General features: G+C 55.9%; 19 protein-coding genes and 1 pseudogene. 7 read left to right on the top strand and 13 right to left on the bottom strand.

The window, feature by feature from the left end:
* Nucleotides 1-619 precede the first annotated feature (619 nt).
* Nucleotides 620-805, bottom strand: a complete 186-nt coding sequence (locus M0R88_RS15500) for a DUF5786 family protein (RefSeq protein WP_248649944.1) — start codon at nucleotides 803-805, stop codon at nucleotides 620-622.
* Nucleotides 806-1013: 208 nt separating this feature from the next.
* On the opposite strand from M0R88_RS15500, the gene M0R88_RS15495 reads away from it, so the two are divergent.
* The gene (locus tag M0R88_RS15495; RefSeq protein ID WP_248649943.1) at nucleotides 1014-1526 is read left to right on the top strand and encodes a macro domain-containing protein; all 513 of its coding nucleotides are present in this window, start codon (nucleotides 1014-1016) and stop codon (nucleotides 1524-1526) included.
* Between the two features lie 14 nt (nucleotides 1527-1540).
* Here the strand turns inward: M0R88_RS15495 and M0R88_RS15490 are convergent, their stop codons facing one another.
* Together M0R88_RS15490 and M0R88_RS15485 are read right to left on the bottom strand one after the other, a co-directional pair.
* Entirely contained in the window at nucleotides 1541-2401 is an 861-nt protein-coding gene (locus M0R88_RS15490; protein ID WP_248649942.1) for a hypothetical protein, read from the bottom strand.
* Nucleotides 2402-2696: 295 nt separating this feature from the next.
* The gene (locus tag M0R88_RS15485; protein WP_248654382.1) at nucleotides 2697-3020 is read right to left on the bottom strand and encodes a winged helix-turn-helix domain-containing protein; all 324 of its coding nucleotides are present in this window, start codon (nucleotides 3018-3020) and stop codon (nucleotides 2697-2699) included.
* 60 nt (nucleotides 3021-3080) lie between these two features.
* Between M0R88_RS15485 and M0R88_RS15480 the strand changes: the two genes are divergently transcribed.
* Nucleotides 3081-3377, top strand: a complete 297-nt coding sequence (locus M0R88_RS15480) for an amphi-Trp domain-containing protein (protein ID WP_248649940.1) — start codon at nucleotides 3081-3083, stop codon at nucleotides 3375-3377.
* A 606-nt stretch (nucleotides 3378-3983) separates the two neighbouring features.
* Here M0R88_RS15480 and M0R88_RS15475 read toward each other — a convergent pair.
* The 4 genes from M0R88_RS15475 to M0R88_RS15460 form a co-directional block, all read right to left on the bottom strand.
* Nucleotides 3984-5237, bottom strand: a complete 1254-nt coding sequence (locus M0R88_RS15475) for a cation:proton antiporter domain-containing protein (RefSeq protein ID WP_248649939.1) — start codon at nucleotides 5235-5237, stop codon at nucleotides 3984-3986.
* The gene (locus tag M0R88_RS15470; RefSeq protein ID WP_248649938.1) at nucleotides 5234-5782 is read right to left on the bottom strand and encodes a DUF421 domain-containing protein; all 549 of its coding nucleotides are present in this window, start codon (nucleotides 5780-5782) and stop codon (nucleotides 5234-5236) included. The genes M0R88_RS15475 and M0R88_RS15470 overlap by 4 nt, the downstream gene beginning before the upstream one ends.
* Nucleotides 5775-6815: an ion channel gene (locus M0R88_RS15465; protein ID WP_248649937.1), complete on the bottom strand. Its 1041-nt coding sequence runs from the start codon at nucleotides 6813-6815 to the stop codon at nucleotides 5775-5777. Before M0R88_RS15465 ends, M0R88_RS15470 begins: the two co-directional genes overlap by 8 nt.
* A 357-nt stretch (nucleotides 6816-7172) precedes the next feature.
* Nucleotides 7173-7391 (bottom strand): hypothetical protein, encoded by a 219-nt coding sequence (locus M0R88_RS15460; RefSeq protein WP_248649936.1) that lies wholly within the window; start codon nucleotides 7389-7391, stop codon nucleotides 7173-7175.
* An 878-nt stretch (nucleotides 7392-8269) separates the two neighbouring features.
* Between M0R88_RS15460 and rnz the strand changes: the two genes are divergently transcribed.
* Nucleotides 8270-9193: a ribonuclease Z gene (gene rnz, locus M0R88_RS15455; RefSeq protein ID WP_248649935.1), complete on the top strand. Its 924-nt coding sequence runs from the start codon at nucleotides 8270-8272 to the stop codon at nucleotides 9191-9193.
* A gap of 24 nt (nucleotides 9194-9217) precedes the next feature.
* Here rnz and M0R88_RS15450 read toward each other — a convergent pair whose 3' ends face one another.
* The 3 genes from M0R88_RS15450 to M0R88_RS15440 all read right to left on the bottom strand — a co-directional run bounded on the left by M0R88_RS15450 (nucleotide 9218) and on the right by M0R88_RS15440 (nucleotide 12696).
* Entirely contained in the window at nucleotides 9218-9625 is a 408-nt protein-coding gene (locus tag M0R88_RS15450) for a hypothetical protein (RefSeq protein WP_248649934.1), read from the bottom strand.
* 13 nt (nucleotides 9626-9638) lie between these two features.
* Nucleotides 9639-10301, bottom strand: a complete 663-nt coding sequence (locus M0R88_RS15445; protein ID WP_248649933.1) for a DUF7504 family protein — start codon at nucleotides 10299-10301, stop codon at nucleotides 9639-9641.
* A gap of 478 nt (nucleotides 10302-10779) precedes the next feature.
* A complete protein-coding gene (locus tag M0R88_RS15440) occupies nucleotides 10780-12696 on the bottom strand; it encodes a beta-CASP ribonuclease aCPSF1 (RefSeq protein WP_248649932.1) in 1917 nt (638 codons plus the stop codon).
* 963 nt (nucleotides 12697-13659) lie between these two features.
* Between M0R88_RS15440 and M0R88_RS15435 the strand changes: the two genes are divergently transcribed.
* A complete protein-coding gene (locus M0R88_RS15435) occupies nucleotides 13660-14226 on the top strand; it encodes a hypothetical protein (protein WP_248649931.1) in 567 nt (188 codons plus the stop codon).
* Between the two features lie 262 nt (nucleotides 14227-14488).
* Here M0R88_RS15435 and M0R88_RS15430 read toward each other — a convergent pair whose 3' ends face one another.
* Nucleotides 14489-15154 (bottom strand): hypothetical protein, encoded by a 666-nt coding sequence (locus tag M0R88_RS15430; RefSeq protein WP_248649930.1) that lies wholly within the window; start codon nucleotides 15152-15154, stop codon nucleotides 14489-14491.
* Nucleotides 15155-15538: 384 nt separating this feature from the next.
* Here M0R88_RS15430 and M0R88_RS15425 point away from each other — a divergent pair, with 384 nt between their 5' ends.
* Nucleotides 15539-16039, top strand: a complete 501-nt coding sequence (locus M0R88_RS15425; protein ID WP_248649929.1) for a hypothetical protein — start codon at nucleotides 15539-15541, stop codon at nucleotides 16037-16039.
* Between the two features lie 74 nt (nucleotides 16040-16113).
* Nucleotides 16114-17298, top strand: coding sequence for a tyrosine-type recombinase/integrase (locus M0R88_RS15420; protein ID WP_248649928.1), 1185 nt, complete (start codon nucleotides 16114-16116; stop codon nucleotides 17296-17298).
* A 24-nt stretch (nucleotides 17299-17322) separates the two neighbouring features.
* Here M0R88_RS15420 and M0R88_RS15415 read toward each other — a convergent pair whose 3' ends face one another.
* Nucleotides 17323-18705 (bottom strand): ATP-binding protein, encoded by a 1383-nt coding sequence (locus M0R88_RS15415; protein ID WP_248654381.1) that lies wholly within the window; start codon nucleotides 18703-18705, stop codon nucleotides 17323-17325.
* A 707-nt stretch (nucleotides 18706-19412) separates the two neighbouring features.
* A pseudogene (locus tag M0R88_RS15410) lies at nucleotides 19413-20169 on the bottom strand (hypothetical protein).
* Nucleotides 20170-20513: 344 nt separating this feature from the next.
* Here M0R88_RS15410 and M0R88_RS15405 point away from each other — a divergent pair.
* A complete protein-coding gene (locus tag M0R88_RS15405) occupies nucleotides 20514-21680 on the top strand; it encodes a YeeE/YedE family protein (RefSeq protein ID WP_248654380.1) in 1167 nt (388 codons plus the stop codon).
* Nucleotides 21681-21711: the final 31 nt, after the last annotated feature.

Raw genomic sequence — 21711 nt, 5'->3', positions numbered from 1 at the left:
CTCTTGAGTCCTTACTGACAACAAGGGCACCCCAATTCATAGAATCGTCACCGCTGAACAGGGATGAACAACTTCCAAAATGTACTGCCACCCGAGAACCGCAAAACTGTCCTACTCCCGCCGTTGTGCCCTAGAAAGAAGGGTATGTCAGAGGCTCAGGCAGTCGAGTTGCGTTGCGAGTGGCAAAAGAGCAGAAGGCCCCACAACGAGCGCGCCTGATTGGTCGTGGGGAACCGTTCTGCGTCCTGTCCTCAGCCGAATGGCCTCATCGGACACCGCTATCGCTACCGTCAGAACCGTCCAAAGAGCGAGTCGCCGTGACGGTTCAACGTAGCTACCACAGCCGGTTAACAGTTACGGATTGAGAACAGCGACGATCGAGCTACTGTTGCCAACAACGGTTACGGTATCCAGTTTGGTTGGGCCATTCAATGAACCCATTTGGGAACAGAAAGTATTTACTACACTCCATACATCCTTCGAGATACCTCGGGTAGGGGTACACGAGGTGCGTTTTTTATAGGAAATACTGAAAGGACTAGCTGAAAACCGAGTGTAGGACGTAGGCGAGTGAAATTCTACTCTGCCATGGGGGCCACGGATTTCCCGAGTGTTTCAGTTACTCGTCTTCGGTGTCGTCTTTGATGTCCTGGAGTTTGTCGACGAGGTCGTCGGTCGAGGCACCCGTTTCAAATTTGAGTTCGCCTTCGTGGTCGTTTTCGTGAACGCTCACGCCTTCGCCGTCGTCGTCAGTGTTGACCTCCTGATTCTGTTGCTCGGATTCATCGTAACTCCCAAAACCCATATGCGTTCATAGGAGCGTCGAAGACTAAAATCGTTCGATTGGACCTTGGAACCAATCCACGAGGAAATCCGGTTGTTCAATACTCTGTTCGCACCAAAAGAGATCAAGTTCGGTTGGATTCTCTCTGCCACGTATCTCTCATATGGTACTGTTCAATGTAATATCAGACCCCCTCCCGTTTTTGAGGACCGGCATAGAGAGTGTTCGTATGGAGTTCACAGTCGTTCAAGGTGATATCGCATCACAAGAGGCCGATGGACTTGTGAACGCCGCAGGGACCAGTCTCCAGATGGGAAGCGGGGTCGCCGGTGCGCTTCGCCGGGGCGCGAACGGACCAATCAACGACGAGGCCGTCTCCAAGGGCCCTGTCGAACTCGGCGCGGTCGCCGTCACTGACGCATACGAGTTGGACGCCGAGTACGTCATTCACGCGGCAGCGATGCCCCACTACGGCGACGGCCAGGCGACGGCAGAGAGTATCCGTGAAGCGACACGGAATTCGCTGGCGAAGGCCGATGATCTCGGTTGTGAGTCGCTCGTGATCCCAATCCTCGGGACGGGAGCCGCTGGTTACGAGTTCGAAGATGGAGCTCGACTCGTCTGTGAGGCAATCCGGGACTACCAGCCGACGGCACTGTCCGACGTCCGAGTCATTGCGTACTCCCAACGAGAATACGAGGTACTTGAACGAATCGCGGAGGATGTCCGAAAGAGTGCGTAAGTAGATAACCCAGTTCAGGCGACTGTTGCTTCGAATCTGTCCCGTATTGCATCGACGATTGTCTCGCGGTCGTACTTGCCCGCCGTCGCATTCACGAGCGCGATCTCGTCTTCGTCCGTCGGAATCCAAATCTGGAGGAACCCTTGAGACCCCTCCATGTACTCGACGCGTGACGCAGGCTTTTGCCAGAGCTCGGCCTCGTGCTCCGTGTACTTCGGGTGAATCCCTTTCGGAAGCGGTTTCGTCGTTTCCAAACTGAAATCCGGATCATCCTCCAACACCGTTCTAATGTCCGCAGAGATTGTGTGACGATCTGCTTTCTCTTCGACTTGTGTATGAACTGTTTGGACCGTTCGCGTGATGAACTTCTCCAAGTTCTTGTCGGGGACGATTTTGGCAGCGTCGTCGAAGATGTCCTGTTCATGGGGACGTGGTATGCCGCTCACGCCAGAGACAACTCGGTCGTCCTCCGGGTTGTGACAGATACCGAGATTTAGCCGTGGGCGCTCACCGACCTGTGGACGATACGTATCCCGGAGTTCGAGGAGCCTCGCAATCTTGAGTTCGGTGTACACGCCGTAGTACTTCTGCAGGAGAGCTTTGAACTCCAGCATCTCCTGCTCAGAAGGCGAGAGGAAGATAAATCGGCGGACGACGTCTTGGTTGGGGTTGTCATCGTGGTAGAAGAAGGTGTGATGCTCGTAATCGTCGAGCGCGAACCAGACGAGATAGTCAATGGGGCCGTCGTCGACGAAAATCGCTTCCTCAATTGGTTGCTCACTGAATTTCGGACAGCGGTCACGAAATTGATCGACGAGTTGTTGGACGTAGTCTCCCGGGTCGAGGCCGTATTCAGAAATGAACTCCCGCGGCATACGCGAAAATACACACAAGTTCGGATAAAAACCTCTCGAAGTGAGCATCGTGATACATGGATATGGGGTAACCTACGGGTGAAGTATCCTGAACCATAATACTGTTCGATCGCATAACCCGTTATATGCCTTCTCAGCTGAGCGGCGCAACCGTGGCAGCGCAAGAGACGGAAACGGGCGACAGCCGACCGCCGGAGTCTAAGGACGATCAAGACGCGGAAAAACACTCGACGAGATTATCGACGCCTATACCAGCTAAACGCCTCTTCACGGAACGATCATGTGAGCCAGTTCCTCAGTACGTGTCTGGACCGACCGTTTCTTTCCGGCGTTCGAGGAACATCATATCTCTTCCTGTTCTGGAAACTGGACGACAAACCGGCGATTCGGTGGGCGAAACCTCAAACCGAACCTCACGGACTAGCGAAAAGTATCGACGACGCCCCTCCGTATACGATTCAAGGAGGCCACCATCCACCAACACATCGAGGTGATGGGTGGCTGTTTTGCCATCCATCCCGACTTCCTCCATCAGCTCGGACACGTACATATCCCGCCGTGAAAGGACTCGGAGGATGTCGAGTCGAGCTTTCGACCCGAGTATCTCGAGTGAATCCATAGTGGAGATAATCTTCCAAAGAATACTTATCCGTGTCGAAGGCTAACTCCCGGCTGAACCATGCCTGAAGTGCCCGCCGAAGACGAGGAAGCGAAGATGAGCACGATCACGGATGGCTACTTCGAGGAGGAGTACTATATCAGTGCAGAGGACGCTGGCGAGTTCCTGATCGAGCTGGGCGAGCAGTTCCATGATTCCGACGAGATTACCATCACGGGTGACGACTGGGAGCTGCCGTTCGCGTTTGGTGAGCCGATCGAGTTGGATATCGAGTTCGAAGGCGACGGCGAACCGGAGCTGGAAGTTGAAGTCGAACTCTCCGGGCGGGTCGAAGATGAGGTCCCGAACCTCGAATAGCAGAACGCAGGTTCGCCACGCAGACGAGCAGTTCTCTTCCTTCATGGACAATCTAACTAGGTGTGCGACTCAGACGTAGAATCGGAACAGTGAGGGAAGAGTATAGTAAAAGGGGCACAAATGACGGAAAAGCGTACACCGCAGTCACCGAAAGCCGCACAATTACAGGAAGCAATCGATACGATCGTCCAGACGTTTGACCATCCGGTAGAACTCTCAATTCACTATTCATTTGTAGAAGGAATGAAACGCACGGAAGTTGAGATACAAACGTCTGACGGGGTGACAACGTACGAATTAGTCTACGACGGTGAACGTGATGACGCAGAACCGGAACTTACCCGGACTGAATAAGGAGACCAACACCCACCATTGAACGGCTAGTGGCCAAAAGAGAGCTACGAGGATGACCCTATGTCGATCAGCTGTAACGACTGTCTGATATGGAAGTCTTTTTCTTCCACGTTTTCTGCATCAAGTGCCTCTTCTAGGTGATCCGTCGCTTTGGTCGTGGCACTCAGCCCTCTCACGTCCCTTATTACGATTGGTGGCGGGATAGCTCTTGTCGTTCTCCACTCTTCACGTAGCATTTGTATCAGTAGGGTATCAGGGACGTCCTGATTCAGAAGACGTGTCGCCGCCTTCACCACCTTCCATCCGGTGGGAGAACGGCGTGGCCGAGAGGCCGTGTGCGACGAGGGAAGCGCACAACAAGAGCGATGCGACCGGCCAGATACTGTCCAACCCGGTCTGTCGTTCAGCGAGCATCGCATAGAAGAGCGTCGAAATCCCGATTGGACCGAACCAAGCAGTAAACACCTTCTCCTTTCGCGTGTGGAGGGGCCGGAACCACCGAGATAATCCCAGGATGACGGGCGGTCGCCGAAGGAGTAGAATCAGCACTGCAAGTAAGAGTCCACGCCAACCAAGTTCCAGCCACGCGTCCCACGGTATCGCCAGGCCCACGAAGACAAATGCCGGGAGGACGAAAAACTTCGTCATTGCCTGCTGTATCTGTGCTTCTTCTGTCGGCTCATCAGTACCGGGTCCCATCCGGTAGGCAATGCCAGCGACGAACGCAGCTAAGACCCCGTCAACCCCGAGCAGACGAGCCGCACCTAAGACGACGAAGGTAAGCGCGAAGGTATACGCGAGGAAGGTCCCCTTCTCGACGATACCCACAGATTCAGTCCACGTCAGGAGTCTCGACGAACCGTACCCGAGAATCGCGCCGAGGAGCACAGCGCCACCGATTTGCCATCCAATCACGTTGACGAGCCACTGCGAAATGACCTCTCCCTGTGGTTGTGTTAGGACAAGTATCGGGAGCAAAACCAGGGGATACACGGCTCCGTCATTGGCACCCGACTCAGCGGAGATGAAGTGACGGACTCGTTCAGGCACGTACTTCTCCGCGATGTCGCCGGTCACGATGGTCGTGGCGACGATCGGGTCGGTCGATGCGACTGTGGCCCCGATGAGCATCGCCACCCAGAACGAGACGCTGAGAAGCCCCCACACGAGGAGGCCGCTCACCGCCATCATCAGAACCATGCCGAGACCCAGGACGACCGCAAGCGACCGCCAGTTCTTCAACGGATACCCGCTTGGAAGACGCAACGCGACGCCCATGTCCGCGACGGCGAGAGTCACCCGCGAGACCTCCTGAAGAAGTTGGGTTTGGTCACCGGTGGCGGAGAGACTCAACAGACCCAGCCCCGCCGGGCCGAGGATTACACCGAGGGCGACGCCAGTGAGTGGTTCGGTAAGGTACCACCGTTTCTGGAACCACTTCGTGAACACCCCCAAGAGCAAGACGACCAGGCCGAAGAGGAGGAGCCAGCTGTATAGCCCGTTCATGGCTCACTGAGAGACTGCGTCGTTCGTTCGTCGGAGATGATCCGCCCGAGAGTCGAGCCGTCCCCGACCGAAGTGATAACCAAAACCTTGCCGTCTGACTCAAGGACGAGCGCTTCGACTTCATCCATCGAACCGACGTTCTCTTTCTGAACGGCCCCCCGTAGCTCGTTCTCAGTCACGCGCTGATCACGCATCGCATCCTGAAGGAACTCCCCATGGAAGTAGAGCAGCGTTGAGTCGTTCGTAACCGCTTGTTCGAACCGAGGCCATCGCGTCTGGAGCCACGCAACGGTGTATTGTAGGACGATGAGGAGTGCGAAGGCAGTGAGAGCCTCCGCGAGTGCAACAGAATTGGCCGTGAGGGCCCGACCGAACACCGCCCCAAGCGCGACGGTCACGATGAAGTCGAAGACGTTCATGCTCGCAATCGTTCGACTTCCCGAGAGGCGGAGGAACACGACGAGAGACACATACATCGCAATGCCAACGACGATGACTCGGAGGACTGTCTCCCAGCCGGCAAAGAAGAAGTTGACACTACTCATTGTTTTCAGATGGCCAGTACCATGCATCGGCGGTGACGGCCCCGAGCAGTTTTCGCCGACGCTCGCTCAGCTCGTCGAGGGCCTGGGCGAACTCTTCATCCGAAACCGTGGGGACACCTGCCTCACGAAGGCAGTCTAAATCAGGAGGCGGGGGGGTTTCGTCAGCAGGTTGGATGCCCATGGAATGGAGCGTCTGAAGGTAGGCCTGTGTGCTCGACCGTGCAGTATTGAGGAGGGGAGTGTTCGGTCGATGGTCCTCGGGAACGCCGAACCGGAGCATAGTGAGTGCCTCGTCGAAAATAGCGACGGCCAACGCCGAGGCGTCGTCTTCCTCGTTGCTGTGGTAATAGTGTAGTATCGGGTAGGCCTTGTGTTGCTTGGCGAGACGACCTACGTCGGACGCCAGCGTATCGAGTGGGAGATCAAGTTCGCTGAGGTCCTCGCCATTCCAGCCATCTCGGACGAACGCTTCACTTCGTGTTCCGATTCCAGTGACTGTCGAAGCGAACGAGCGTTTATCGACGACCGCGCCGAGCACCGACAGGACGTATGAGACGCCCATTGTCACGAACAGCATCCCGCTGGCCGTTGTGAGCGACGTTGCAATCTGCCAGATGCCGTCTGTTGGCGTGAAATCGCCGTTCCCCATCGTGAACAGCGAATACGCGACGAAGTACGTACGCTCCGCCCAGCTGATGGGGCCGGTGTCACGTGTGTCCGTGAGCGCGTTCTCACCGCCAGCGAAGATGAACGTCCACCCGCCCCAAATGAGCGCGACCCACATCGTAAGCATCAACGTGAGAATGATTGGGCCAGCGAGATTGAGAAGTCGTGTCTGGCCGCCGCCAAGCGTCCGGAGTCCACGCCAGGCTCCGGTTGTCAACCGGGTGGAAAGGGGGCCTGCACCACCGTTTGCCCAGAGCGTCGTCCAGAGGAGGTCGATAATCGACGAGATTAATAGGAGACTCCCGAGAGCGAGAAAGAAGAGATTTTCAGTGGTCATCGTTCTGAGTGAGTGTCTGCGGGAGAGCACCACTCGCCGGTAACGTCGTGGCGAGATGAATGGTCCCCGCTTGTACAGTTGACGGACACAGTCCTCTCCAGTGGCGATGGATAGGCAGACCTACTGACGTGCATGGTTGTCTGGATTGACGGTTCGTAGGCACTTTGACGTTGTGCGCCTCCAACTCCAACGGAGGTAGATCGTTTTAAAGACTGTCGTGTCGCTGGGGAATTTGAGATAGAACGTGCGAACGCCATCGGTGATGGTTGTCCCTGCTCCGTTCGCACACCTACCTAACGGTTATTTCAGTAGAAAGATGTCGAACAAATATTGGTACAACAGAGCCACGAATCAGTATTTCCGCAGGGAATACGCTGCAATTGGACTTTAGATGTGATCTTCGGTGATTCGTAACTGACCGTTTACTTCGTACAGGTAGCCGCGTTGGAGGAGTTGTTCCAACGCGGCCTCAACAGTTGCCTGTTCAAACTCGTCAGAAAGGCGTTTCTTTGCCTCGTCAATAGGGAGTCGACCATCTGCTGCCGTGATTTGGGGTTTGAGCGTTTCCAAGACCTCCTTTGCATAGGACGGGAGGGGTTGTTGCATCTGTAGGAACTCCGTGCGTTTGGGACAAATGAGTTCGACGTATATGAACGTCCGCCCCTGTTATAACTCCGTGTTCGTCGACAGTACGCCATCTGTGTCATTCCAGTCTGTTCCCCAGTATTTGATGGAATTATGTGTAATAGTTAAGCCAATTGGCGTTGAAGCGCCGCTACAGGGTGAAACCGTGGGAATTGTCCACGACGTCTGTTCACTATTGGATTCTGATACAGAGGCCGTGTCGGCGTATGAATGCCGACGATGTGAATCCGAGTTCGACCTCCAGTATCACGTCTGTCCTGACTGCAGAAGCTATCAAGTCGAACGCACCACCTGGCAGTTCGATCACCAATAGTAGACTCTTCCACTGGGCCGAGCCATCATTGGTGGCTCGGCAGTGATTCAACGAAGTGCCACGTCAGATACACGATTCCGACGTTATACCAAGGTACATCCTATTAGAGAATCTACAACCACGTAGAATGACGCCCGAGATCGCACAATGCCCCGAGTGCGGCTGGACCGGGAGCGAATCCGAGTTTGAAACCAATGACGGCAACCAGATGTGTCCGGTCTGTCAGCACGTCCTCAGCCGAGGCTAACCCGCTACAGAGCAACTCGTATTTAATTGGCAGTGGACCATACAACGCATGCTCGTTGAATGGAAGTGGCGGCTCAGTTGCCATCGTCATCACAAGGGGCTCAGTGGGGTAACTATTCGTCATCGCCGCCAAGGGTGAGTACAGGTTCCACAGTAAACAAAGGTCTGTTCTCGTTCGAGTTTGGGCGTTAACCGACAAGAGGTCCAGAAGGGAAGGCACGTTCTGGGAGTGCTCGGTCATGCCGAAGTTCGTATGGCGCGCGAGTTGGTACTCCCAGGTATGGACGTCACCTTTCTCGGAACCAGTGGAGCCATCCCCACCACCGAACGGAATCCGAGTGCGATCCTGCTTCGGCGCGAGGGTGAGCGGTTCCTCTTCGATGTCGGGGAAGGGACGCAACGCCAGATGATGCGCTTTTCGACCGGCTTCGATATCGACGCGATCTTACTGACCCATCTGCACGGCGACCACGTACTCGGACTTCCGGGATTGCTCCAAACGTTGGACTTTAACGAACGAACAGCGTCACTTCCAATCTACACGCCAGCAGGAACCGCCGATACCGTCGCACACTTGCTCAAGGCGACGAAGACGAATCCGATATATCCAGTCCCCATTCACGAAGTCAGTCCCGGTGATGCTGCGGTTGACCGCGACGAGTACACGATTCGGGCCTTCGAAACGAATCATCGAACGATATCGGTGGGATATGCGCTCATCGAGGCCCAGCGCAAAGGACGATTCAATCGTAAACGGGCCGAAGAACTTGGCGTTCCCGTTGGACCAAAATTCCAACAACTCCATGAGGGCACCCCTGTCGAACTTGATGATGGAACGGTCGTCTACCCGGAGCAGGTGGTTGGCGACCCTCGGCCCGGACGTCGAGTTGTGTATACGGGTGATACCCGACCGACGGACACCACGGTTTCCGCTGCGACGGACGCGGATCTTCTCATCCACGAAGCGATGTTCGCGTCCGACCGGGGCAACCGGGCCAAACAGACGGGGCACTCGACGAGTCGAGAGGCTGCCGAGATCGCACGTCAAGCTGGTGTCGACCGACTCGCACTGACCCATATTTCATCCCGCTATTCAAACGAGACTGAACAGTTAGAAACCGAAGCGAGTGAACTCGTTAATACAGACGTCTGTATCCCTGCTGATGGGGAGTCGCTCACAGTTCCGTATCCCGACTCGGACTAAGACGTGAATGTATTTCTCCTGTCCTCATAGGAGTTTGCGCGAGAGCGAGCGGAATCGGGGAAAGAGACCATCACTGCTGAAGTCCGCAATGAGTGACTGAATCGTCTCGGGGTCCGGTGCTTGCTGTGAGAGCGTTCCGTTTTCGAGCGCAGCCGACACGTGGTGGAGGAACGCAATCGCGTTCGTCCGCGCCTTCTCCTTCGTTTCATACTGCGCAACGGGATAATCGTGTCGCGTCACCGTTGCCCTCGGTGTAATCGTCGACAGCCGGAGTTTGTAAAGTGGTGCGTCGGACACATGCGTGAGCACGGAGACGAGAACTGTCGTTTCAGTGTCGGTCTGATACTGATATTCGAAAAGGATGGACTCCTGCTGCTCAGCGGGTGGTACTTCAACCCATCCTTCGGGCAGTTCCGTATGCGAATCAGTCATTCGATCTCACCAATTAACGGCGGTTGAGATGTGCTCGCGTCGATCGGAGCTCGAACTCGATTCCAGTATCAGGCTGTTCGGTCACCCAGAGGATGCCATCGACACAGGTGGCAAGTTCCGCCATCGTGTCTTCGTCATGAGCCGTGTAATCGAGGCCGAAGAGGCCAAGTCCACCTGGAGTGCGAAGCCCGGAAATGCGATCGAGAACCGTGGAAACCCGTTCGACGGGGTTGGAAGCTAAAATTGGCGAGAGGGAGCGAATAACGAGATGGCGCTGCCCTGGTGTTGGCCCGCTCGTCTCGACTAGTTCAGAGAGGGCGAGGACAAGGCGTTCGAGGTCATCTGGTGCGGGGATAGAGATCGTCGGAAGGTCCTCGTAGAGGGCCGTGATATACTGATCGGACGCCATATCGACCAGACGGAGTTGTGGAGGGTCAGCATTCGGACAGACGCGTTCGTACTGGCCTCTGGTCTGTGATGCACCTTCGGTCGTCGTGACGACGAGTGCCGTATCAGTGCCGCTGCTGTAGTGACTGAGGGCACGGAGACAGAGTGCATATTCTGTCGGGTCAATCGTCCCAGCAACCAACACCGTTGTGCCCGCTGCGACTGCATCGGGGAAGGACTCAATAATGGGGTCACCGCCGTCTTCGTGTTGCTGTGATACGTCCTCCATGGTCGTTAGCCCTCACTCCGAGACTGTGGCCGACGTGGTGATCCAGCCAGTCGCGTCAGGGTTTGCTCCGGATAGTACCTCGCACCACAAAGCGGACATTCAGCAACGTCGACGGTACCACGCCACGGCGTCGATATGGGAAGGTCCTGAACGTGGCGGGTTCGCTCGGTGAGGGCTGTCCCACAGTCGGCGCACGGAAGGTCTGTTTCGTGGGTCATGGGTGTGGTGTCTCTGGTAGGTACTGCCCAGCCCCGTCAGGGACACCCAGCGACCGCCGGGGACGGACCGCCGTGGGCACGGCGCATCTCAGAGCAGTGCCATCGGAGGACGCCCCTGCATGGTGGCGAACCGATGGGCGAGTGGAGAAAGGACGGGACGGAGCCCTGAATACGGTTCCACCTTTTGTCGTGACCGATAAATAGATTTCGTCCCGATGAACAGCATCACGCCGATTACAGCTACGAACTGACGCAGGAAGTTACTCAAGACGGAACGTTTCCGTGTTCTTTGGGGCAAACGTCCTGAGATTAAATTTCTGGTAGAGGGCTGATGAGAGCTGATCGGTCGCTGATTCGTCGCCGTGGACGCAGAGAATCTTGTGTGGACGCGGATCCATTGTCCTGACGAAGTCCTCGAGGCCGTTTCGGTCAGCATGCCCGGAGAACCCGCTGACTGATTCGACGCGGAACTGGAGTGTGAGTTCTTTCTCGCGTCGACGGTCACTGAACGGAATCCTGCGTTCGCCACGTTGAATCCGCCGACCGAGTGTCCCCTGTGCCTGATACCCCACGAACAGCAACAGATTCTCCGGGTCACCGCCCAGTAGTTCGAGCCACGACATGATCGGCCCGCCAGACACCATCCCTGACGTCGAGAGGATGATGCACGGGTCACCGGCAGCAATCGCGTGGCGCATCTCCTCACCGCCGTCGACTTGCTGGAACTGGTCCCCAAGGAACGGATTATCGCCGTCGTGGAGAATCCGCTGTCGTAACCCATCGCGCAGGAACTCGGGATACGCCGTGTGAATGGCCGTTGCCTCGCGAATCATCCCATCGAGGTAGACCGGCATGGTCGGAATCTTGCCCTTGCGCATCGCCTCTTCGAGGACGAGCATGAGTTCCTGCGAGCGCCCAACAGCGAAGGCCGGGATGACGACCGTTCCGTCGTCCTCGTACGTGTCGTTGATAAGGGTAATCAGTTTCCGTTCGCTATCTGCTTGATCCGTCTGGTAATCGTTTCGCCGCCCGTAGGTCGATTCGAGTACGAGCGTCTCGGCACGCGGGAACTCGTTCGAAGCCCCGTTGAACAGGCGGGTGTCCGAATAGTGGATGTCACCCGAAAAGACGAGATTATGAAACCCGCTACCGACGTGGAAGTGGGCAACGGCACTACCGAGGATGTGCCCCGCATTGTGGAGCGTGAGTTTGATGTTTGGGGCGATATCGGTGACATTGCCGTAGTCGAGCGGAATCGTATGCTTGAGTTCCTCGCGGACCATCTCGCTCTCGTACGGCGGTGTGCGCCCCTCCTTTGCAGCCACATCGAGATAGTCCAGTTGCAATAAGCCCATCAAGTCCCGTGTCGCCTCCGTCGTATAAACGGGGCCGTCGTAGCCGTATTTGAAGAGAAGCGGGAGGAGGGCGCTATGATCGAGGTGTGCATGGGTCAGGACGACTGCATCGAGGTCGGCGATTGGGTTCGCCTCCGGGAGTTGCAGATAGGGCACTTCGCCCTCGGCGCCGGGCTTATCACCACAATCGATGAGAACTCGTGTTTCTGGCGTACTCAAGATGAAACTCGCCCGCCCAACTTCGCGGCAACAGCCCAGCGTCGTCACGCGAACCCACTCGGGGTCCTGATTGGACTCACGATGAATCTGCTCGCCGACGCGCTCAAGGAACTGCCGTCGGTCGCCACGTTCTTGTTTGAGGAAGTTCCGCACGTTATCGACCGTCGATGACTCCATCGGTGGTGTGCGCAGGACCTCTGGCGTCCAGCCGACAGCTTGCGTGATTTCGCGGAGCGTACTGGCACGACTCCCAATAACGAGCCCTGGCTTGTCGGCTTCGATAAGGACCTCACCGGTCTCGGGATAAAATTCGAGATTCGTAATGCCCGCCGCGTCCGGAATGAGATCGCGTATACGGGGCTCGGCATCCACCGGACTTGTCTGGGTGCCTGGGGCTGGCCGAACGGTGATTCGTTTCCGGACGGTACTCGCGAGTTGGCGAATCAATCCATCCCGCTCAGCAAATTCTCGTGGGGTGTCGGTGTAGAGAATCAGTTCAGGGCCTTCGTACGTGACCTTCGAGATGGTGAGTTCATCAGGAATCTCGGCTTTAAGTTCAGCGGTTATCGCTTCAAGTGTACTTGTACTAGTGTCTGTACTCATGTGTATCGTGCCTCGGGTCGTTTCTGGGTGCTGACGAGGAGGGTGAAACTAGCCATCGGTCCTGGGAATCATCTGTCAATTCGAGTGCGGACATCACTCTGAACCGGTACGTCTCTGTCAAGCTGTATCAGCCACCTCAGGGGGAGACAGAACCCATTGACCGACAGTGACCGATACAGCGTACTCATCAGTGTGCAAACGAACGAAATCGTTCACATGAGACTAGTTGAGTCGCTGTATAAACCTTTTCCGACGGCGCTCCCCGAGCGTTCGTCATGAAAAGAGGATGCTATCCCAACGATTAAGCGAACGGAAGTTGAATGTATATCTGTCCAACGTCCGCTAGTCGAACGACTATGCGAAAGCGGAGTATACGATGGAAAGGGCCCGATGAGGCCATCCGGCTGAGGGCATGCAACGGTCATCTACAGGGGTCAGTGTCCCTGCCACTGACCCCTCGTGATTCCCACGCAAACCATACGTGGGTACGACCGACGAGGAGTTCGTGTCCAGGTACCTTGTACCTGGGACGGACTTCCTTCTGCTCTTTCGCCAAATTATTCACCAACTCGGCGCTAAATCAGATACATTCGACTCGTTTATCATTACGAGGTGTATCTAGAGATGGATTCCTCATGATGCAGAGAATTTACCGTAAGCAAATCCAGTATTATTATTTTATACTTGATTAATATAAATAATTGTATTAGGTATGAAGGGGAGTGACAGAGTTACCTTGCTTGGCCATTGAGATCAAGCACATCTCGAAATCGGGTGCCAATCAAAGATACATATATTAGCTATTCCGGTAACTATAGAGTCAGTAGTTATCAGAGTATCTATAGAAGTTACTTCGGAGTAAATCACTCCTGGTTCTCAAGGCTACATTGTCACGGCGTTTGAGGAAGTGTATGAAGTCCATGAGCAAGCCAAGGTTATAAATACGGGTGGGAGATAAAAGGTGTGCTTCAACAGATGAAAGACAGAAGATGGGACGATAACGGTGGCCCAAATGATATCCGAGACCAAGCAGTAACGTGCAATGAACTGCGAGATGTCCGCGAGGGTGACGTAATTGCGCTTCGAGCAATGGACAATCACCACGCTATTACATACGTCGCCTCGGGAACTGTGACAAAGACACGGGCGTTCAACAAGAATCCGGAAGAGGACCTTGAGGCGTTAGAAGAATCTACTGATCAACAACATAATCAGGTTCCGATTCTCTACTTCGAGCCTAAAACATACTGGTCGTGGGATAATGGCAAATTCGCTGATAAAAGCGAACAATTACGGAATCGGCCCAAAGTGCGGAATCCGGAGATGGATGAACCGCAGGACCCTCCTCAGTGTACCGTGGTCTATGACGAAAAGAAGCAGCTACAATTCTTTGTTCCGGAGGCAAGGGGAGGTAAGGCGGGAGAGATATATTATATGATGCGGAATCTTGGAACTATTGTTGACCTCGTGTACGGAGGAATCGTTGCGCTCGAAAAACTAATTCCAAAAGGTTGTGAACGCCGCGGTTAAGCCCCTTTCCTACCACTATGTATTGTGTAACATTAAATTTCGAGCTGGAATTATAACAGTAGTAATTGACACTTGTACTTTGAAGTTGGACTCACCTTCGACGATTGGCTATGGTGGAATCTTTACTTCTGATCGACAGCGATTCATACGGGATAGTACGGATATGTGTTACTGCATAGAACGCCGGGACCTTGGACGCTGAGCGGATCATTCCCGATGGCTGGACTGCTTAGTTGTGAGTGTAGGTATTCTTATTTACATATCATTCACACGTTTCCTTCTCATAGTCTCCGTCCGGCGTCCACGGCCAGCGAGCCCAGAGGTCTACCAGTCCTGGGTCGATGCAGTCATCGCACAGGAGTTCGTTCTCACGAGCGGCCTCGAAATCGTATGCGCGACTGACATCGTAGATCTCTGCATAGTACCAGACAGCTTGCTGTCCGCAGTCGTGACACACGGCTTCATCCCAGGCGATGCCGTACTGCTTCAGTATTCCAGTGACGTCTGACGAGTTGTTTTGCAAATCGAGGTGAGAGACGACTTCAGGGTTGTTTTGCTGCGTGGCCAGTCCGCCGTCGACGCAGTGACTGTCTGAGGGTATGGGATCAGTGTAGTTTTCGAGTTTCTCGTCCGGCGTCCATGGCCACGTCTTCCAGAGCTCGATGAACGGTCCCGAGATACACTCATCACACCAACAACGCGTGATTCGGCCCTCATCGGAGTCGAACCCAGCTTCCGCTTGAATCTCGGACGTGTACCACACGGCGCGTTCGCCACACATCGCACACACGTCTTCGAGACCATCCACATCGAGGAGTTCGAGTATCTCCTTTGCATTCGGCTCCAGGTCTAAGTGGTAAATGATCTCTTCAAGATTCTCGTCAAATGCAGTCGATTCCACCATCTCCAACTCGGTGTGCTCGGTCATAGCAAACCTCGATACGTCCAGTCAAATTTAAAGGTTAGTATTAGATACCATACGATTGGTTTCTTGTCTACTGGGTATATGATGTTAAGGCGATTCGCTATCTTCCGGCAGTCCTCAAACCAGGAATCCACCTCATTAATGGAGTCGGCGATGTCCAATTGGGTGAAAGAGTTTGAATACGCTCCTTTGGATAGTCAAGTATATCGAAGATTTCCTTCGCATGATAGGCCTTATTGCAGTCTTTCCCTGATTTCCTATAGGACGCCTTCGTCTTCAAGCGCATCAATCGCATCTCACACTGCGAAGGACTGAATTCCCGCCATGAAACCTCCGTAACTCCGAACCTATGATGGGATATTCCACTAAACGAGTAGATTTGAACCGGTGATAGAGGCCCCCATAACACGGTATTATGGGGCGCTTCGGACAGATCTCCACCCGCTGGGTGAGTCTCTCGACACGCACGACCTTCACGCGCTCAACGACCTCGGGGTCGTTCCCGCTAACGGCAGTCTTAACGAACTGCCTGCCATCGTCAAGATCTACGTCAAACTTGATGACTACTGGACACGGACCCACCGCTCTGAGCTAAATGAGTTGTTCATTGACCGCCGCGTCCACGTTTTGAGCTGCTGTATGCGTGGTTTCCGTTCCCGGTTTCCTCGTCGTACACTCGAAGTTGAGTCCGGACGTTCGGGACGTGCGCTGGATGCTACTCTCGCTCCGCTTCTCGACAATGACTTCATTTCTCGAACGGACGATAAGGAGGCTGCCTACACTGTCGATGAACACCACATATTGTACCGGCGTACTGAACGGCTCTTTGACACACTCCTTGAACAAGCACCTGTCCTCTGTGACCTCCTCCCTCCAACGAACTTCTGATACGATACCCCGTCTGGTGGGGATGTCATAACATTCGCCCACCTGTCTCGTGTAACCCTCCCACGGTTTGGTTCATGACGAAAAACGCCGACAGCCAGATCGAGACGCTTCGAGAGAAGATTCGAAACGGGGAACGAGAGCTCGATGACGCTAATCAGGAGGCTCTGCTAAAGTTCAGTAACGGACTCTTCCTCATTCCGAGTCAAGTCGGGGATCAACGGCATCTCAAGCTACTCCGCCATAACGTGAGAATGGCCGAGCACGCTGGAAGTCCGGTCGATGCGCTCGAAAGCGAGGATGCTGCGAAAGAGATCGTTCGATGGATTCACCGCACGTACGATAACCCCGAGACTAACCGGGACTACCGAGTAGCGCTGAAGCAATTCGGGCGGCGCGTTACCGACCGAAACGGCGACGATCCGCCTGAATCGATGGCTTGGATTCCATCAAACACTCCGAGTACGTATGATCCGGCTCCTGAACCTAGTGATATGCTTCAGTGGAAGGAGGACGTACTTCCTCTGATCGAGGCGACGCGTAATGCTCGTGATGCAGCGCTGATTGCTGTGGCATGGGATGCTGGACCGCGGTCTGGGGAGCTTCGCAGTCTCACTCTCGGTGACGTGACGGAGTACGCACACGGCTATCAAATCACTGTCCGAGGAAAGATGGGACAGCGGACGGTCCCCCTGATTCCGAGCGTTCCCTTCCTCCAGCGGTGGTTCGCCGATCACCCGGGTGCTGATCCGGACGCACCCCTGTGGGCGAAATTGACCGCGCCAGAAGCACCCAGCTATAACGCCCTTCGAACCGCCGTGAAGGACGCGGCAGACCGGGCAGGAGTGAGTAAACCGGTGACGTTCACGAACCTCCGAAAGTCGAGTGCCTCCCACCTCGCCTCACGAGGACTTAATCAGGCACACATCGAGGACCATCATGGGTGGACTCGCGGAAGTGACGTTGCTTCCCGGTACGTTTCCGTCTTCGCTGACGACACCGGTCGAGAAGTCGCTCGTGCCCATGGGTTGGAGATCAGTGACGCGGAAGAGCCTGAGTCGACGGCTCCGGTCGAATGCCCGCGTTGTCATCAACGAACTCCACGCGAGAAGGATCGGTGTCTCCACTGCCGACAACCAATCGACAAAGAGTCAGCCCTACGGGAACAGCAAACGTGTGACTGGTGCGGAGCCGCAATAGCGAACTATTCCGACCATATTCCGAATTGTTCAGCGGTGCACGTGAGTATAGAAGGAAAGTAGTAAGCTGCGGCTCGCAGTTCTCTGCTACGTATTTGATAGTGATGAGAGGACGTCCGAGAGGTCGAAGAGGAGGACGTCATCGCGTTTGTCAGCGACGTGTTCGAGATCGTCGGTGTAGCCGGAGCGGCTGAACAGGACGTATAGCGTCTCCCCGTCTGCTGGCTCCCCTGACCAGCGCACCTCCGTCGTCGTGCGTTCGAGATCGGTGAGAACGCCTTCACTAACGGGCCGGGAGGTGAACTTACACTCGCCCGCGACGACTCCGTCATCGGCGAGACCGAGGACATCTAGTTCGTGTTCTTTGAACCACCATTGCCCGACGTCACGGAATCGGCGGTCGATGAGTTTCGGGAGCGCTCGCTGGCAGAGGCGTTCGAACAACGGACTCACGTAATCCGCGAGTTCGGGCGCAACGAGTTCGTCGTAGGCGTCGTCGCCGAGCATCCGAAGTTGGTCCTGATTCCCGTACACGAACCGGAACCAAAACCGGAACAGCGGCGCGGCGATGCGATATCGGCCGCGCTGAGAGGCCATCGGCGATTCTGTCACGGGAATGTGGCGTTCGACGAGGCGGAGCCGGCGAAGCTTCTGGAGGTACGTGCTGAGCGATCCCGACTCCACGCCGGCCATGCCCGCGATCTCGTTGGGGGTCCGACGCCCGTGAGCGAGCGCGCAGAGAATGCTGAAGTACGTGTTCGGCTGCCGAAGTTCGGTCCGGAGTAAGAACTCCGGCTCTGAGTACAAGAGGCCGCGCTCCGAGAGGATCGATTGCTGAACGTTTGTCCCCAGCGACTGCTCTGGATCGATAGTCTGCAGGTAGTACGGTGTGCCGCCGTAGATCGACCACGCGGTGATGGCAGTCTCGGGGTCATACTCCGGGAAGAACTGGCGCGCATCAGCTGCGGAGAGGGGCTTGAGGTCAATCGTCGCCGTCCCGCGACCGTACAGCGGTGCGCTTCCGGAGAGTACCTTGTCCTCCATGACGCTGATCGAGGAGCCGACGAGAACGAGCGTCATCCCGGTTTCTTGGAGCTCCATATCCCAGACGCGTTGAATCCGCGAGGGAAGCGACTCGTCCTCCTCAATGAGGAAGGGGAACTCGTCGATGACGACGATAGCGTCTTCCTCACCGAGTGCTTCGAGAAGGGCCTCCCAATCACGGCGGACGTTCCGCAATGAGGAGAACTGTGCGGTGGTGGTATCGACGAACTGTTCGAGCTGGTTCTGCGCCGTTGACTCGACCGCTTGGTAGTAGACGGCGTCGTCCCGGTCAGCGATAGACTGACGAACGAGCTCACTCTTCCCGAGACGACGCCGTCCGTAAATCACGACCAGATCTGCGGTCTCGGACTCATGGCAGTCTGTGAGTTGATCGAGTTCGACGTCTCGATCAACGAATTGAGCCATACAGCCAGTTGTATCTCTTCCTAATTTGAACTTCCGATTTCGGAAACTGCGATTTCAGAAATCACGATTTCTTATAGATGAAGAGCGATGGTGAGTTCTCGAAGTTGATTGGCAGAAATCGATCATCGACACAGAGATAGATCGACAGATTACCTGACCATGGTTGAACCCGCAAGGAGTCGTTAGCGGTCTAGGTTTACTTCAGGTAAATCCCGATGTTCGTCTTTAGGACGGCCACTTTCGGAGACCCCTTATAAAGAATCGCGGTTATCCGGAATAGGATGTATCGAAATAATGGCTGACCCCCCGGCTCACATATAAAGTATCGAGAAATCCGCGACCCCAGTTCCTTGCCGCTCTTTGACCCACGTTGGGCATGGACCGGGGTGAATTCCATTGAACTTCCATTGCCTTTCCGGCAATTCCACCGTGTTATATAAATTCCGGGCCCGTTAGAGACGCCTACACGGACGAAAACAGGCGACGCGGGATAAGGGATCGAGGGCTAGCCATCAAGTATTTATAAGAGGCTTGATGCGCCCTCTCACGGCAAGGACCAGGGTTCGAATCCCTGACGGAGCACTCCTTTCGCTTTCCTTCCGACGATTTCCCGTTTTACCGGACCAATTCGATTCGTAGGAATTGCTGAGGAAGATATCGAGACAACGACACGTGTAATCGTCAGAGCCTCCGAAACCGTTCTACTCTCACTCCGTGTGTTCTGACTGGCTCGCAACAATTCCTATCGCAGTCCGAATATTCGAGGTGCTTCGCTGGAAGAGTTCACGAACGCTCTCGTTACCTTTGACGAATAATCCGACACCGAGGACGGCGTAGATAGCGGTGTAGGCGTAGAGGATAGAGATACTGACCGTCGTCGTGGTCGGTTCAGCGTAAGTCTTGATCACGTAAAACTCGGCAAGAACCTGTGTAGCAAACAGGACGAGCAACGCAATAGCCTCACGAATACTGATCTCTAAGTTCACCAAGATAGCAATCTCGAAGAAGTTCTGGGCAGCGGTGATCCAGATTTCCGCTGCTTGTTTCGGATCAAACGAAAGTGTCCCGATAGCGCCGGCCGAGATGGAGTAGACGATAGCGAGCGTGCCGATGAGCAACGTCCACTGGTTGAGCTTCGAGGAGATGAGCGCGTTGAAGCCAGCAGTCGAACGCGCTTTGTTCACCATCGACGGCGTACTCGGGGGCCACGGCAAGCACTGCCAGCACCGCGATGGCGAACGCCTGTGGGACGTCCTTTTCGGCGGTTTCGGCTGCCCACGCGAGCAGGAACGCTGCACCCACGATTGCGAAGCCAGCGACGAGGACGGCCATGCCCGGCGTGATGTTCTCGCCCGGGTGGACGGTTCCGTATCCACCGGACGAAACGAACGTCCCGATCCACGGAACGATCAATGCCAGCGCGACGGCAACCGCGACGAGTGGATGACGAAGCCGGTTGAGCACTATTTCGATACGGGTGGGGAAACACCTACTTCTTATGCCCAAGTAGCCGTTCTCGGTATCGCTGGTGCACGAGAGAAGTACGCACGCTTCTACAATCAGGCGTTCAACCGCGGGCGACTCCAGCGCGCGGATCGCCCGCCCTCGCGGGCGTCGCCGTTTCGCCCTCGTGGCAAATATTGTAGTTACCTATGTCGCCGCAGCGAACGCGACTAACGGACATCCTCCGACGGTCGGGGCAGAACCCGTCTCTACCGCTGCACGAGGATGCAGCACCCGTCATAGCCGTCGGCAGTACCGGAAGGCAGAGTGACTGACTAAAGGACGAAGTAGTTCTGTTTACCCGAATGGTGTCTCAACTACTCATCGCGGGCCTCGTCGGCCTCGGTCTCGGCGCCTTCCTCCAGAAGGGCCGATTCTGTTTCGTCCACGCGTTCCGTGATCTGTTCGCGTTCAAGGACTCGCGCGTGACGAAGGCCGTGCTCGCCGCGACGACGCTCACGATGCTGTTCTGGAGTATCGCCTACGAACTAGGGTACTACCAGGGGTTCTGGACCCCCGGTTGGGGCCTGACCGGACTCCTCGGCGGGTTCGTCTTCGGCGTGGGGATGACGTACGCCGGCGGCTGCGCCAGCGGGACGCTGTACCGGGCCGGTCAGGGATATCTGCACTTCTGGCTCACCCTGTTCGCCATGGGCGTCGGCTACGTCGTCTTCACGCTACTGTTCCCGACGCTCCAGTCCGTGTACTTCGAGCCGCTGACGTTCGGTGAGGGGGTCTCGCTGTTCACCGTCTCACCGGTCCCGGCCCCGGTACTCGCGCTGCTCGTCACGGTCGGCGTCGTCGTCGTGTACTCGACGGTCGTCGGCCGCGAGCGGCAACGCGGCACGGACGCTGACCAAACCGTCGCGGCCGACGGCGGCCACCAGGTGTCCGCCCCGGCCGCCGGCTTCCAGTCGCTCGTCGCCGGGACGAAAGAGTACCTTCACGGCTTCACGGAGATCGACGACTGGGTCGCCGCGTCGAAGCGACCGTGGAATCCGATCACGGCAGCACTCGGAATCACCGTCCTCGCAGTCCTGTGGTTCACTCAGGTCTCGATCGTCGGCGTCACCGGCCCGGAGGCCCGGTGGACCGGCTACCTGCTGGAGCGTGCGGGCTTCGACAGCGGTTCGTACGCCTACTGGGGGTCGGTGCTGTTCAAGGGCGAAGGCGTCCGCCTGACCGTCGATATGGTGATGATTGCCGCGGTCATCGTGGGTGCGTTCATCGCCGCGTACTGGAGCGGCGACTTCTCCATCCGCGTACCCAAGCGCAAGCGCATTCCCAACGCCGTCGGCGGCGGCTTCCTGATGGGTGCGGGGTCGCGTCTCGCCCCCGGCTGTAACATCGGGAACATCTACTCCGGCCTCGCGGAGCTGTCGGTCCACTCGTTCGTCGCGACGATCGGTATCGTCGCCGGCGTGTACGTGATGACCCACTGGATCTACCGCGACGTCGGTTGCGCCCTGTAGCGTATCGGACGACAACCAACCATCAGAGAAA

The organism is Halorussus gelatinilyticus (assembly GCF_023238445.1).
Taxonomy (GTDB): domain Archaea; phylum Halobacteriota; class Halobacteria; order Halobacteriales; family Haladaptataceae; genus Halorussus; species Halorussus gelatinilyticus.
This window is presented reverse-complemented; position numbering and strand designations above follow the sequence as displayed.